The sequence below is a fragment of the Burkholderia lata genome, from assembly GCF_902499025.1.
GTDB lineage: Bacteria > Pseudomonadota > Gammaproteobacteria > Burkholderiales > Burkholderiaceae > Burkholderia > Burkholderia lata_C.
The window spans coordinates 36351-49970 of record NZ_CABVPW010000004.1 but is presented as its reverse complement, the minus strand read 5'-3'; the positions used below and the strand labels follow the sequence as shown (position 1 = coordinate 49970).

Sequence of the window (13620 nt, the reverse complement as noted above, 5' to 3'; positions counted from 1 at the left end):
AAGCACATCGGACAGGCGGGGCTGGCGCCCCGCCGCCCCGTCAGCGTGACGCTTGCGGGAACCGTGCGCCCGGCGGCGGTTCGGGTCGCGTCGACGGCACGCTCTTGCGCACCTTCGCGACCTGCGCGGCCGTCACCGGCGCGCCCGTGTTGCCCCAGCTCGTGCGCACGAAGTTCGACACGTCCGCGACTTCCTGGTCCGACAGGCGCCAGCCGAACGGCGGCATCGTGAACGTCGACGGCGCGGTGCGCGTGCCCTCCAGCGCGCTGCCTTCCAGCACCACGTGGATCAGCGAGGTCGGATCGTCGCCCTGCACGACCGGGTTGCCGGCGAGCGCCGGGAACACGCGCGTGTAGCCGTGGCCGTCGCTGCGGTGGCACGCCGTACAGTTGTCGCGATAGACGGCCGCGCCGGGCTTGCTCGCGTCGCCCGCCTGCAGCGCCTTCGCGGCAGCCGCGTCGTACACGTGCGGCTGCTCGCCCTGCACGCGCGGCGGCAGCGTCTTCAGGTAACGCGCGATCGCGTTCAGGTCGTCGTCGGTCATGTGCTGCATGCTGTGGCCGACCACGTCCGTCATCCCGCCGAACGCAGCCGTGCGCAGCGTGCGGCCCGTCTTCAGGAACTGCACGATCTCGGTTTCCGTCCACGTGCCGAGGCCCGTGCGCGGCTCGCCGCGCAGGCTCGTCGGCACCCAGCCGTCGATGGCCGCGCCGCCGGCCAGGAAGTCCGGGCCGTCCGCGTCGGTCAGCCCGCGCTCCTGCATGGTCGGCGCGCGCGGCGTATGGCACGCGCCGCAGTGGCCGAGACCCTGCACGAGATACGCACCGCGCGCGACCACCGGATCGGTGTACGGCGCCGCGTCGAACGGCTTCGGTTTCGGCGCGAACATCTTGCGCCAGATCTCGAGCGGCCAGCGCATCGACAGCGGCCACACGATGTCGACCGCGCGGTTCTCGTGCTCGACGGGCGCGACACCGTGCATGAAGTACGCGTACAGCGCCTTCATGTCGTCGTCGGTCAGGCGCGCGTAGGACGGGAACGGCATGGCCGGATACATCGTGTCGCCGTTCTTGCGCACGCCTTCGCGCACCGCGCGCGTGAAGTCCTCGACGGTCCAGCCGCCCAGGCCCGTTTTCGGATCCGGCGTGATGTTCGTCGAGTAGATCGCGCCGATCGGCGTGTCGAATTTCAGCCCGCCCGCGAACGGCTTGCCGCCGCTCGCGGTGTGGCACGCGATGCAATCGCCTGCCCGCGCGAGGTATTCGCCGCGCTTGATCAGGGCCGCGTCGGCGGATTGGGCCGCGGGCGCAGCCGCCGGGCCGGAAGCCGCCGCGGGCGCTGCGGGCTGCGCGAACGCCGATCCGCCGACGAGACCGAACGCCCCCCATACCGTGCCGATCGCCAGTGCGCGTCGCAGCTGGGCAATGCGGTGCGCGGCGTTGTGGTGGTTCATCACGAATTGCTCCGAGAAACCCCGCCATTGATGGCGGGAAGGAAATGAATGCTGTTGACAGGCAGCTTCTTCCGCGGGTTAGGCTCAACGGTATGATTCTTGTCTACCGCTACCGGGTGAAATCGCTCAACGGACTGCTTAACAAGCAAAGCCGTGCGGTGAACTACGTCTGGAACTTTTGCAACGACACGCAGAAGCACGCGCTTAAATGGAACAAGAGGTGGCCGACCGGCTTCGACCTGAACGTGCTGACGACCGGCACTAGCAAGGAGCTCGGCATCCACTCCGGCACGGTCAACGCAACTTGCGAGCAATTCGCGAAGTCGCGCAGTCAGCACCGACGCCGTTACCTGCGCTATCGCGGCAGGAAATCTCTTGGCTGGGTACCGCTGAAAGGCCGCGACCTGAAGCGCGAAGGCGACGCGTTTCGCTTTGGTGGCAACACCTTTCGCGTGTTCAATAGCCGCCCCCTTCCCGAAGGCAAGATCAAGGACGGAACCAACTTCGCGCAGGATGCGCGCGGCAATTGGTTCTTGAACATCGTGATCGAGATACCCGATATTCAGGCCCGACCGATCCGTTCCGGCGTCGGCATCGATCTCGGTCTGAAAGACTTCGCCACACTTTCGACCGGTGAAAAGCTGCCTAACGACCGGTTTGGTCAACGTGCGGCTGAAAAGCTGGCGAAAGCTCAACGCGCGCGAAAGCACAAGCGGTGTATCGCGAAACTGCACGCCAAGGTGGCGAATGCCCGCGCCGATTTCCAGCACAAGCTCGCGCTCGATCTGGTGCGACGCTTTGATTACATCGCGGTCGGCAACGTGTCGGCCGCCAAACTCGCCAAGACTAGGATGGCGCAAAGCGTCTACGACGCATCCTGGTCCTCCTTCCGGGACAAGCTCCGTTACAAGGCGATGGCGCACGGGGCCACATTCGAGGAAGTCGACGAAAGCGGTTCTACCCAGTCCTGTTCGGCGTGTGGGTCGAGAGACAGCACGACGCGGCCGAAAGGTATCGCGGGACTGCGAATAAGAGAGTGGACCTGCAGTGTGTGCGGTGTCTTGCATGATCGAGATACCAACGCTGCGCTGAACATTCTCCGATGCGGACGTGCATCGCCAGGTGTGGGAATCCTCCCCCTTTAGGCAGGCGGAGGAGGACGTCAAACGGTCACCAGCGGGGCGGGATTTTTCAGGTATTGCTCGCGGATCGCACGTGCCGACCAGTAGGCCAGCGCCGCGATGATCCCGGTCGGGTTGTAGCCGATGCCCTGCGGCAGCGCCGATGCGCCCATCACGAACACGTTGTGCACGTCCCAGCACTGCAGGTAGCGGTTCAGCACGCTCGTCTTCGGGTCGGTGCCCATGATCGCGCCGCCGACGAGGTGGGTCGTCTGGTATGCGCGCGAATCGAAGTGCTTGCCGAATTCGCGCGTCGACACGCCGATCGCCTTCGGGCCCATCGCCTCCGCGATCTTCTTCATCTGCCCGGTCACGTACTGCGCCATCTTGATGTCGTTGTCCTTCCAGTCGAAGGTCATCCGCAACAGCGGCTGGCCGTACGAATCGCGATAGGTCGGATCGAGGTCGAGATACACGTCGCGGTACGACATGTTGGTGCCGTGCGCGTCCATCGAGATCGTGTGCGCGTAGTTGTCCTTGACCGCCTTCTTCCATGCCGAGCCCCACTGCGGCGTGCCGGGCGGCGTCGCGATGCCGCTGATCGGCTTCACGCCGGCCTGGTTCACCCACAGCGGCGAGCCGCCGACGAAGCCGAGCGGGCCGTGGTCGAAGTTGTCCGCGTTGAAATCGTCCACCGCGACGCCGTTGCCGCCCGCGCCGATGAACGGATTCGTGTAGGTGTCCTTGTCGAAGAACGCCTTGATCGTCGACAGGTTCTGGTACGCGAAATTGCGGCCCACGACACCTTCGCCCGAGATCGGGTCGTACGGCTTGCCGATGCCCGACAGCAGCAGCAGGTGCACGTTGTGGTACTGGAACGCGGCCACGATCACGAGATCGGCCGGCTGGTGCACTTCACGACCGGCCGGGTCGACGTAGGTCACGCCCGTCGCGCGCTTCTTCGTATCGTCGAGGTCCACGCGCAGCACGTGGCACTTCGAGCGCAGCTCGAAGTTCGGCGCCTGCTTCAGCGCAGGCAGGATGTTCAGGTTCGGCGACGCCTTCGAGTACATGTAGCACGCGTAGCCGCTGCAGTAGCCGCAGAAGTTGCACGGGCCCATCTGCACGCCGTACGGGTTCGTGTACGGGCCCGACGTGTTCGCCGACGGTAGCCGGTACGGATGCAGGCCGAGCGATTTCGCCGCGTCGGAGAAGCGCTGCGCCGAATAGGTGTTGAGCTGCGCGGGCAACGGGAAGTTGTCGCTGCGGTTCGCTTCGAACACGTTGCCGTCGCCGACCACCTTGCCGCCGACCTTGTACGCCTGCCCCGACGTGCCGAACACCTTCTCGGCGAAGTCGAAATGCGGCTCGAGCTCGTCGTAGGTCACGCCCGTGTCCTGGATCGTCATCCCTTCGGGGATGAACTTCTTGCCGTAGCGCTCTTCATAGTGGCTGCGCAGGCGCAGCTCTTCCGGCGTGATCCGGAAATGCACGCCCGACCAGTGCAGCCCCGCGCCGCCGACGCCTTCGCCCGGCAGGAACGCGGCGAGCTGCCGGTACGGCAGCGCGGTGTCCTGCAGGCCGTGGCGGATCGACACGGTCGTCTTCGACAGGTCGAGGAACAGCTTCTTGCGGATGTTGTAGGTCAGCTCGTCGATCGTGTTCGGATACGCGCCGTCCGGATAGGTGTCGCGATACTCGCCGCGCTCGAGCGCGACCACGTTCAGGCCCGCTTCGGTCAGTTCCTTCGCGAGAATCGCGCCGGTCCAGCCGAAGCCGACGATCACCGCATCGACATGCGGCTTTTTCTCTGCGGCCATCAGCTGCGCTCCCCGTTGATCGAGACGGGGCCGTACGGATAGGGCTTGCCGCTCTGGTTGACGAAATCCATGAAGTCCGCGCGCGCGCCCGGAAAGCCGATCATCTTCCACGCGGCCATGTCGTGATTGCCGCCATGCACCGGATCGCAGAAGTAGCCTTCGCGCGTGTTCTGCAGCAACTGGCCGAAGAACACGCCGGGCGGCACGTCGTCGATCTGCGCACCGCCCTTCTCCAGCGCGCCGAGCACCGTGTCGCGCGTCGGCGCGTCGAGATCCGCGAACGCCTTGCCGTGGGTCTTCTCGCAATAGCGGTTGACCGCCGCGATGCCGAGCCGGTAGATGTCGCGCGGCACCAGCTTCAGCTGGTAGCCGAGCTCGGGCACGCCCTGCTGGAACGGCCCCTGCATGTACCAGGTGGCGCCGTGCGCATACGGCGTCTCCATCTGGCGGTCGATGAATTCGGGCACGCCCGATTCGAGCGCGCCGGGGCCTTCTGCATCGGCCGGAATCAAGCGGTCGACGGCGGCCTGGACGAACGCCCACTCCTTCGCATCGAAGAAGGTCGGCTTGTACGGGGCGCGTTCGGCGTTGGCCGATGCACCGGGCGCGTTGCCGGTCGTCGCGGAAGGCGACGACGAGCGCAGGTCGCAGCCGGCGACCGACGCGATCGGCACGAGCGCGACCGACGTGCGCAGGAAACGGCGGCGCGAGTTGGGTTTGTCAGGTGGCGTGGACATGGTCGGATGTTGATCGTTGGGGATCGGGGCCCGGACGCGCGCATTCCGCATGCGGCGTGTCCGGCATGGCAGCCATGCCGCACGCGGCTGGCCGTCCTGTTCTTTCGTCTGTTGCGAACAACCTCGCTGCAGGCGCCGCCCGTGCCACGCACGGCAGCGCCTTCATGCAGCCGCGCATCGCGCCGGTTCAGGCTGCGCCGCACGGATCGGCTTCTTTGTGAGCCTTATCGTCTGACAAATGCCGACATCTGCCCGCATCTGCCCCTCATCGCTCATGACCCTCATTCAACTTAGACGCCGCGTTTGCCGACAGCAAGCGCGACGTGCACGACCCTCTTTCGGGTCCGACGACAAGTGCCGCGAATTATATATGGAACCGGTTCCATTAAAAGTTGCTCCAATGCAATTCAATGCATCGAAAATCGCAACAATTGAAAAATCCGGGAGCCGGAACGCACAAGGATCGTGCGATTACCGGTCGAGGCGGGTGTCAGGGAGAGGATTGTTGTGTGGCGCGCCGCGTCGAAGGCTGTCTCTTTCCAGCCACGCGGCGCACGCGCGCGTGCCGGTTTGCATGGCGGTCTGGTAGCCTCCGCGTCTCATGAGCACACAGAAGAATGAACTGCCGGCGCCCGACGCGACCCGCATCAGCCGATATCTCAACTACCTGCTGCGGCACGCGCCGCAGACGATCGGGCTGCAACTCGACCCGGAAGGCTGGGCCGACATCGACGAACTGATCGCCGGTGCCGCCCGCGACGGGCACCCACTCGATCGCGCGACGCTCGAAACCGTCTGCTCGACCAACGACAAGCAGCGCTTCGCCCTTTCCGACGACGGCCGTCGTATCCGTGCGGTACAAGGGCATTCGACGCCCGTCGTGCAGCGCAGCTATCCGGCCGCGCAGCCGCCCGAGCGCCTCTATCACGGTACCGCGACCCGCTTCCTGGATTCGATTCGGGCGCAAGGACTGAAACCCGGCACCCGTCATCACGTCCATCTGTCGCCGGACATCCGGACGGCGCAGGCAGTCGGCACGCGCTACGGCGTGCCCGTGATACTCGAGGTCGATGCGCGGCGCATGCATCGGCAAGGCCACACGTTCTTCGTTGCCGAAAACGGCGTATGGCTGACCGACGCTGTGCCGACAGAATTCCTTACCGGGATCGACAGTCCCGCGCGCTGAGACGCGCGCTCACCACGGCCAGAACATCGACGCGATGGACAGCGCCAGCGCCGCGCAAAGCGGCGAGTAATACAGCGTGTCCATCCGCGCGAAACGCGACCCGCGAATCCGCTTGAAAAAGCCGACGTAACGGAAATCGCCGACGGCCCGCACCGCGAAGATCAGTGCGAGCGCAACGACCGCAAACGAGATCGAGCCGTGATACGCGTTCGGCCCCAGCCAGCCGGCTCGCGCGGCCACCACGCACGCGCCGCCCAGCAACGCCACCGCGACGGCAAACGTGCCGATGGCGGTCGGCCGCAGCAGCGGCTCGCCGTCCTGCTCCGGAATGGCCGCTCCTTTGCCGCGCCGCCCGCCCAACGCCCAGTAGACGTGAATGAGCGCGATTGCGCAAAGCGTCGGCACGCTGAAATACGCTCCGGTCATGTCGGTCAATACCCTCGTCTCGTTGTGTCGTTATCTCGATGTGTTGCCGGCAAGGTGCCGGCACGCGGCCCAGGCCCGCGACACACGTGACGATACCGAAACCCGGCAACACGTGCATTGCGACGTCCGGTCGCAACCCGTCACCACGCATGGTGCGATGCAATGCGCGCGCCGGCGTGCGCGGGCCGGCCGCTTGACTTCCCTCCGCGCACTACTACCCTGTTATTCCAGTACTGCGGTCGATACGCCCCTGTGCGATCGGCACGCACGTGCATCGTGCGCCGCATCGCGCACCTGCACGACAACGATGACGAAGGCCATGGAGGCGACTCATGCTGATCGGTGTGCCGAAAGAGATCAAGAACCACGAATATCGCGTGGGCCTCACGCCGGCCGGCGCGCACGAACTGACGCGGCACGGCCATCGCGTGCTGGTGCAGCGCGGCGCGGGCACCGCGATCGGCCTGCTCGACAACGACTACACGGCCGCGGGCGCATCGCTCTGCGACGGCGCCGACGAAGTCTTCGCGCGCGCCGACATGATCATCAAGGTCAAGGAGCCGCAACCGGCAGAATGCGCGATGTTGCGGCGCGGGCAGATCCTCTACACGTACCTGCATCTCGCGCCCGATCCCGACCAGGCGGCCGCGCTCGTGAAGTCCGGCGCCGTCTGCATCGCATACGAAACCGTGACCGGCCCGGGCGGTGGCCTGCCGCTGCTCGCGCCGATGAGCGAGGTGGCCGGGCGCATGTCGATCCAGGTCGCGGCAACCCACCTCGAAAGCCCGCGCGGCGGGCGCGGCCTGCTGATGGCCGGGGTGCCCGGCGTGCCGGCCGCGCATGTCGTCGTGCTCGGCGCGGGCGTGGTGGGCACCGGTGCGCTGCAGATGGCGGTCGGCCTCGGCGCACGCGTCACCGTGCTCGACACCAACGTGAACCGGCTGCGCCAGCTCGACCTCGTCTTCGCCAACCGGATCACGACCGTCTGCTCGAATGCGCACACGATCGACGAAGCCGTGCGCGATGCCGATGTCGTGATCGGCGCCGTGCTCGTGCCGGGCGCATCGGCGCCGCGGCTCGTCACGCGCGACATGATCGCGACGATGCGGACGGGGGCCGTCGTCGTCGACGTCGCAATCGACCAGGGCGGCTGTTTCGAGACCTCGCATGCGACGACTCACGCCGATCCGACCTTCGTCGTCGACGGCGTCGTGCACTACTGCGTCGCGAACATGCCCGGCGCAGTCGCACGCACGTCGACCTTCGCGCTGAACAACGCGACGCTTGGGGCTGCGCTCGCGCTCGCCGACAAGGGCTGGAAGCAGGCGATGACCGACGACCCGCATCTGCGCGCGGGGCTGAACGTATGCGACGGACACATCACGTACGAAGCGGTCGCGCTCGCACTCGGCCTGCCGTATGTGCCGGCGACGAGCGTGCTGGCATGACGTGAGCGCATTCACGCACGGTCGGCGGCTGGCGGCCCGTGCCGCCGGCCGCGTTCACGCGCCCTTCGCGCCGCCGCTGCGCTTCGACGCGCCATCCGCTCCCATCGTGCGCGCCAGCAGCGGCTTCAATTGCGCAAGCGTGCGTGTGTTCAGCACATCGGACCGCGTGAGCCAGCCGCGTCGCGCCTGATCGACGCCGTACGCGAGATTGTCGAGTTCATCCGCACCGCACGCATCCGAGCCGATCGCCACCGGCACGCCGGCCTTCGCGGCCTCGCGACACCAGATGTCCGGCAGGTCGAGCCGCCTCGGCTGCGCATCGAGTTCGACGAAGCAGCCGCGCGCCGCGGCGTGCGCGATCACGCGCGGCACGTCGAGTTCGCATGCGTCGCGCTCGCCGAGCACGCGCCCCGTCGGGTGCGCGAGAATCGTGAAATGCGGGTGGTCCATCGCGCGCAGCATGCGCGTGGTCTGCGCGTCGCGTGACAGCTCGAAGCCATCGCGTACCGCACCGACCACGAGATCGAGCCGGCCAAGCATCGCGTCGGGCACGTCGAGACTGCCGTCCTCGCGAATCCCGGCCTCCACGCCCTTGAGCAGCACGAAATCGTCGAACGACGCGTTGAGGCAATCGATCTCGTCGAGCTGTCGGGCAAGCCAGTCGAAGCCGTTGCGGCCGCCGCCGGCTTGCGGTGCCCGGTCGGTGATGGCCAGGTACGCGAACCCGCGTGCGCGCGCCGCATCGGCCATCGCGCGCAGGCTGTCGCGGCCAGCCGATGCGTCGGTATGCGCATGCAGGTCGCCGTGGACGTGCTTGCGCTCGACCAGCGCCGGCAGCGTGCCTGCGCGCGCTGCGTCGATCTCGCCGCGGTCCTCGCGCAACTCGGGCGGCACGTCGTGCAGCCCGATCGCCGCATAGATCGACGCCTCGGTCTCACCGGCAATCCGTTCGTCGCCGCGAAACACGCCGTATTCGTTGATCTTCAGCCCGCCGGCCTGCGCGATCCTGCGCAACGCGATGTTGTGCGCCTTCGATCCCGTGAAGTAGACGAGCGCCGCGCCGAACGCGTCGGCATCGACGACGCGCAAGTCGACCTGCAATCCGCTGGCGAGCACGACGCTCGACTTCGTCTTGCCGTGCGCAAGCACGCGCGCCACCTCGGCATAGCCGACGAATGCTTCGGCGACGGCCACCGGATCGCGCGCGGTGACGAGGATGTCGAGATCGCCGACCGTCTCGCGGCGGCGGCGGAAACTGCCGGCCGGCACGGCCTTGCCGACGCCCGCGATCGCGCGCAGGCGTTCGAGCAGCGGCAACAGCGAGTGCGCCGCATCCGGCAACAGGAAGCGTTGGGGTTCGCGTTTCAGCCGGTCGTCGATCGCTTCGAGCAGATGCGCTTCGGTTTTCGCGCCGAAGCCCGGCAGCTCGCGCACGTGCCCGCTCTTCGCTTCCGCGCGCAGCTGCTCGAGCGAATCGACGTGCAGCGCGTCATGCAGCGCCTTCACGCGTTTCGCGCCGAGCCCCGGCACGTCGAGCAGCTCGACGATCGCGCCCGGCAGCGCGTGACGCAGCGTTTGCTGCAGTTCGCAGGTGCCGGTCGCGGCAATCTCGCGCAGCTTCGACGCGAGATCCGGCCCGATCGATGGAATCTTCCCGAGATCGTCACCGTTCGCGATCATCGTCGGGATATCGCGTCCGTAATCGGCAATCGTCCGTGCGGCGTTGCGGTAGGCACGCACACGGAACGGATTGGCGCCCTGGATCTCGAGCATGTCGGCGATCTCGGCGAACACGGCCGCGCACCCGGCATTGTGGATCGGCATGATCGGCGTGGCTCCCTTCCACGTGGATGGCGCCGCGCGCGTGCGACGGCGTCTGCCTGCCCGGCGCAGCATGCTGATGCCGCCAGGCGCCCGTTCATCATCGTACGCCGGCTGCGCCGCGCGTGCGGCGCCGTCGGCGCGACGACGTCGGAGTCAGAGGGAAGCGCGCGGCGTCGTGGCGTATTGCCGCTCGTAGATCGACTGGCAATGCGTGCAGCGTTCAGCGGCCGGGCGTGCCAGCAGGCGCTCGTAGCCGACCGAGCCGTCGCAGTCGATGCATTCTCCGTAGCTGCCGTCGCGCATCCGCTGCTGGGCGCGGGCGATCGCGCGCAATTCGGTCAGCTTCATGCCGATCAACGCATGATCGACATCGACGAACAGATCCGCATTCGCTTCGTCGCCCTCGTCCGGCGCCGCGCCGGCGAGGTCCGCATAGGATTCCGACGCCCGCTGGTCTTCGCTCGTGCGGATCTCCGCACGCAACGTCTGCTCGCTCTCGTTCAGCCGCTGTTTCAGCGTCTGCCGTTGTTGTTGGTCGAGCGCCATGGCCGTCTCTCCTGTTCCGGGTTCCGCGCGGAGCGTTGCGGCGCGCGGTGTCGCGCCGGTGCGCGGCGGGCAGGCATGGTCGCCGCCACCGTGTCCGGATGTGCGCCCGGAGACAAGAAACACCGGACGCATGCGACGCAGGATAAACCCAATGAACGCGCATGTGTTGACTGGAATCAGCGTGGCGTCCGGCGCGCGCGAAAGGTAGGCGGAAAATGGGGACGGACGTGAAAGAAATCGCAACGTCGTCGAATGGGGTTATCGCAGACACCGCCGGGATCGCCCGACCCGTGCGCAACGCTGCGTCATCGCGCGTCAGGCATCGCCCCGGACGATGTCGATCAACGTGCGCGCCGAGCGCTGCCAGCTGTACCGCTGCGCGTGCTCGCGGCCCAGAGTGCGCAGGCGTGCCCGCAGTTCGGGATCGTCCATGACGCGAGCGATCGATACGGCGATATCCGGCGGTGAATACGCATCGCAGAACAGCGCTGCACCGCCGCAGACTTCCGGAAGCGCCCCTTCGTGCGACACGATGACCGGGCAGCCACACCGCATCGCCTCGAGCGGCGGCAACCCGAATCCTTCGTAAAGCGACGGAAACACGAAACAGCCCGCATGCGCGTACAGCGCCTTCAGCTCGCCGTCGGTCACGTAACCGGCCCATGTGACGTACGGATCGTCTTCGCGCAGGCCCGCCGCCCGTGTGCCGAAGACCTTCGCATTGGCGCCCCCCGCGATCACGAAGCGCAACGTCGGGTGCGACTCGCGCATCAGTGCCACCGCAGCCAGCGCACGCACGAGATTCTTGCCGGGCGCGAGCGACCCGACGAACAACACGTAGCGATCCGTCTCGAGATTCAGGCGCGACAGCACGCCGGGATCGGCATCGATGCGGTCGATATGATCGACCGCACCCGGCACGACCGACAGGCGTGCAGGCGGCACGCCCAGCCGCGCGGCCAGCCGCGCCCGCGAAAAATGCGAGACCGTCACGATATGGCGCGCACGTCGCTTCATGATCGAGAACGCGAAGCGGTACCAGAGGCGAAACGCCATCGAATAGCCGTCCGGCAGATCGAAAATCGCCGCGTCATGAATCATCAGCAATTGATCGCGCTTGACCAGCGGGCCAATGTTGCACAGGCTCAGCAAGGTCCGGCCGCGCGTCGTGCGCGGCAGCGTCCATTGTTCCCACAGCGTGCCGTGCCGGCGCCCGGACGTCAGCGACCGCGCGCCGGCCGGCATGGCCGCCGGATCGTGATCGGACGGCACGACGAGCGACGGTGCATCGTCGGCACTCGCGATCCGCGCGAGTTCGGCCGTCAGTTCGTATGCCGCGCGCTGAACGCCCGTCATGCGCTGCGCGGTGAATTTCCCGTTGATTGCGAGCCGGCACGGCCGCGCGGTATACGCGGCCGCGTCGACGCCCCGCTCCGCGCGCGCTTCCTGCAGTACCGGTGCGCTCCGCTCTCGAATCGACGTTGACATGATCGTGACCATTCCGATGGCTGCGGCGCACCTTTGCGCCGCCGGACACCCCGTTGCGCGGGATGCTGCTGTGCCGTCAGTGTGTCCGTCACCTGCGCTCCGGTCGGTACGTTCGACCGCACAACGCGCCGCTTTCCGGATGATTCGCGATCCTTAGAATGCATTGCGCCCGATGAACCCGCGCACGACCGTCAACAGGATGATCTTCATGTCGAACCAGAAGCTCCAGTTCTGCATGTAAAACAGATCGAACTTCACGCGCGCTTCCATCGCCTCGACCTTGCGCGTCTCGCCGCGATAGCCGTTCACCTGCGCCCATCCGGTGATGCCCGGCCGCACGCGGTAGCGGTACATGTAGCAGTCGATCAGTTGCCGGTAGAAGTCGTCGTGCTCGATCGCATGCGGGCGCGGGCCGACGACCGACATCTGCCCGAACAGCACGTTGAAGAACTGCGGCAGCTCGTCGAGCGACGTGCGCCGCAGGAACGCGCCGACGCGCGTGATCCGCGCATCGTTGCGCGACGCCTGCCGCACGACACCCGGCTGGTCGCGATGCACGCGCATCGTCCTGAACTTGAGAATGTCGAACTCCCGGCCGTCGACACCCTTGCGGCGCTGCCTGAACAGCACCGGCCCCGGCGACGACAGCTTGACCGCGATCGCCAGCATCGACAGCAGCGGCAGCAACGGAATCAGCACGCCGAATGCGAACAGCCGGTCGAACGCGAACTTCGCCCACAGCTCCGGCGCCGAGCGCGGCGTCGTCGCGAGATTGATCGCCGGCATGCCGAGCACGTCGGTCGCCGAACGATCGACCACCGCCATCTGCCGCACGTCCGGCAACAGCCGCAATTCCACGAACTCGTCGCGCAACTCGCGGACGATGCGCTGGATCCGCCACTCGTGCGACATCGGCAGCGTGAGCCATACCTCGTCGACCTCGCCGCCGCGAATCAGGTCGCGCAACGCGTCCCAGTCGTCGATCACCGGCACGCCGCCAATGCCGCCGGAGGCAGCCGCTGCATCGTCATCGAATACGCACGCCGCCACGAATGGGCCGTGCGGCGCGAGCTGCATCCGCTCGACCGCGACTCGCCCGTACGCCGTTGCGCCGACCACCGCGACGCGGCGCTGCCGCGCACGCGGGTCGTCGCGCGTCAGCACGAGCGCCAGCAGCGCGGTACGGCCGAGCAGCAGCGCGGCGTCGCCGGCCAGCACCGTGCGCACGATCCAGCGGGTCGTGACCGTGCCGCCGCGGTTCATGATCCACATCGCGGCGGCCACCGTCAGCACGCTTGCGCAGACGAGCGCCACCCCCGTTTGCGTCAGCACGTGCGTGCCACCTTGCGGCGCCACGCTGCCGCGCACGGTGCGCAGGTAGCGCGGCAGCAAGGCCACGGTCAGCACGCACAGCAGCGCGATCGCGCCGCGCTGCGCGTCGGACAGCTCGCGCCACGCGAGGCCCGACGCCGCCTGCGCCGCGAGCGCGCCGGCCAGCACGAGCACGACATCGGTCGCCGCGATCGCGGCACGCCGCATCGCATTCGTTCCACCGGACCTCGACTGCATCG

11 protein-coding genes are annotated in these 13620 nt (G+C 67.2%); 3 read left to right on the top strand and 8 right to left on the bottom strand.

What is annotated here, in order from left to right; genetic code table 11:
* Positions 1 to 40: 40 nt before the first annotated feature.
* Entirely contained in the window at positions 41 to 1453 is a 1413-nt protein-coding gene (locus BDI24065_RS05045; protein ID WP_175030278.1) for a c-type cytochrome, read from the bottom strand.
* A 92-nt stretch (positions 1454 to 1545) separates the two neighbouring features.
* Here BDI24065_RS05045 and BDI24065_RS05040 point away from each other — a divergent pair, with 92 nt between their 5' ends.
* Complete coding sequence (locus tag BDI24065_RS05040) at positions 1546 to 2598, top strand: RNA-guided endonuclease InsQ/TnpB family protein (RefSeq protein WP_175030277.1); 1053 nt, start codon at positions 1546 to 1548, stop codon at positions 2596 to 2598.
* Positions 2599 to 2615: 17 nt separating this feature from the next.
* Here the strand turns inward: BDI24065_RS05040 and BDI24065_RS05035 are convergent, their stop codons facing one another.
* Both BDI24065_RS05035 and BDI24065_RS05030 read right to left on the bottom strand, forming a co-directional pair.
* Positions 2616 to 4394 carry a GMC family oxidoreductase gene (locus BDI24065_RS05035; protein ID WP_021163240.1) on the bottom strand — a complete coding sequence of 593 codons (1779 nt, stop codon included), beginning with the start codon at positions 4392 to 4394 and terminating at the stop codon, positions 2616 to 2618.
* Complete coding sequence (locus tag BDI24065_RS05030; RefSeq protein ID WP_175030276.1) at positions 4394 to 5131, bottom strand: gluconate 2-dehydrogenase subunit 3 family protein; 738 nt, start codon at positions 5129 to 5131, stop codon at positions 4394 to 4396. Before BDI24065_RS05030 ends, BDI24065_RS05035 begins: the two co-directional genes overlap by 1 nt.
* Positions 5132 to 5732: 601 nt before the next feature.
* Here BDI24065_RS05030 and BDI24065_RS05025 point away from each other — a divergent pair.
* Positions 5733 to 6317 carry an RNA 2'-phosphotransferase gene (locus tag BDI24065_RS05025; protein WP_175030275.1) on the top strand — a complete coding sequence of 195 codons (585 nt, stop codon included), beginning with the start codon at positions 5733 to 5735 and terminating at the stop codon, positions 6315 to 6317.
* A 9-nt stretch (positions 6318 to 6326) separates the two neighbouring features.
* Here the strand turns inward: BDI24065_RS05025 and BDI24065_RS05020 are convergent, their stop codons facing one another.
* Positions 6327 to 6743 (bottom strand): DUF3995 domain-containing protein, encoded by a 417-nt coding sequence (locus BDI24065_RS05020; protein ID WP_175030483.1) that lies wholly within the window; start codon positions 6741 to 6743, stop codon positions 6327 to 6329.
* Between the two features lie 332 nt (positions 6744 to 7075).
* Here BDI24065_RS05020 and ald point away from each other — a divergent pair, with 332 nt between their 5' ends.
* Positions 7076 to 8191, top strand: a complete 1116-nt coding sequence (gene ald, locus BDI24065_RS05015) for an alanine dehydrogenase (RefSeq protein ID WP_175030274.1) — start codon at positions 7076 to 7078, stop codon at positions 8189 to 8191.
* A 54-nt stretch (positions 8192 to 8245) separates the two neighbouring features.
* Here ald and polX read toward each other — a convergent pair whose 3' ends face one another.
* The 4 genes from polX to BDI24065_RS04995 all read right to left on the bottom strand — a co-directional run bounded on the left by polX (position 8246) and on the right by BDI24065_RS04995 (position 13618).
* Positions 8246 to 10015: a DNA polymerase/3'-5' exonuclease PolX gene (gene polX / locus BDI24065_RS05010; RefSeq protein WP_175030273.1), complete on the bottom strand. Its 1770-nt coding sequence runs from the start codon at positions 10013 to 10015 to the stop codon at positions 8246 to 8248.
* Between the two features lie 153 nt (positions 10016 to 10168).
* Positions 10169 to 10561, bottom strand: a complete 393-nt coding sequence (locus BDI24065_RS05005) for a TraR/DksA family transcriptional regulator (protein WP_175030482.1) — start codon at positions 10559 to 10561, stop codon at positions 10169 to 10171.
* Between the two features lie 315 nt (positions 10562 to 10876).
* On the bottom strand, positions 10877 to 12049 hold the full coding sequence (locus BDI24065_RS05000) for a glycosyltransferase family 4 protein (protein ID WP_175030272.1): 1173 nt from the start codon (positions 12047 to 12049) through the stop codon (positions 10877 to 10879).
* Between the two features lie 153 nt (positions 12050 to 12202).
* Positions 12203 to 13618 (bottom strand): undecaprenyl-phosphate glucose phosphotransferase, encoded by a 1416-nt coding sequence (locus BDI24065_RS04995; RefSeq protein WP_254609683.1) that lies wholly within the window; start codon positions 13616 to 13618, stop codon positions 12203 to 12205.
* Positions 13619 to 13620 lie beyond the last annotated feature (2 nt).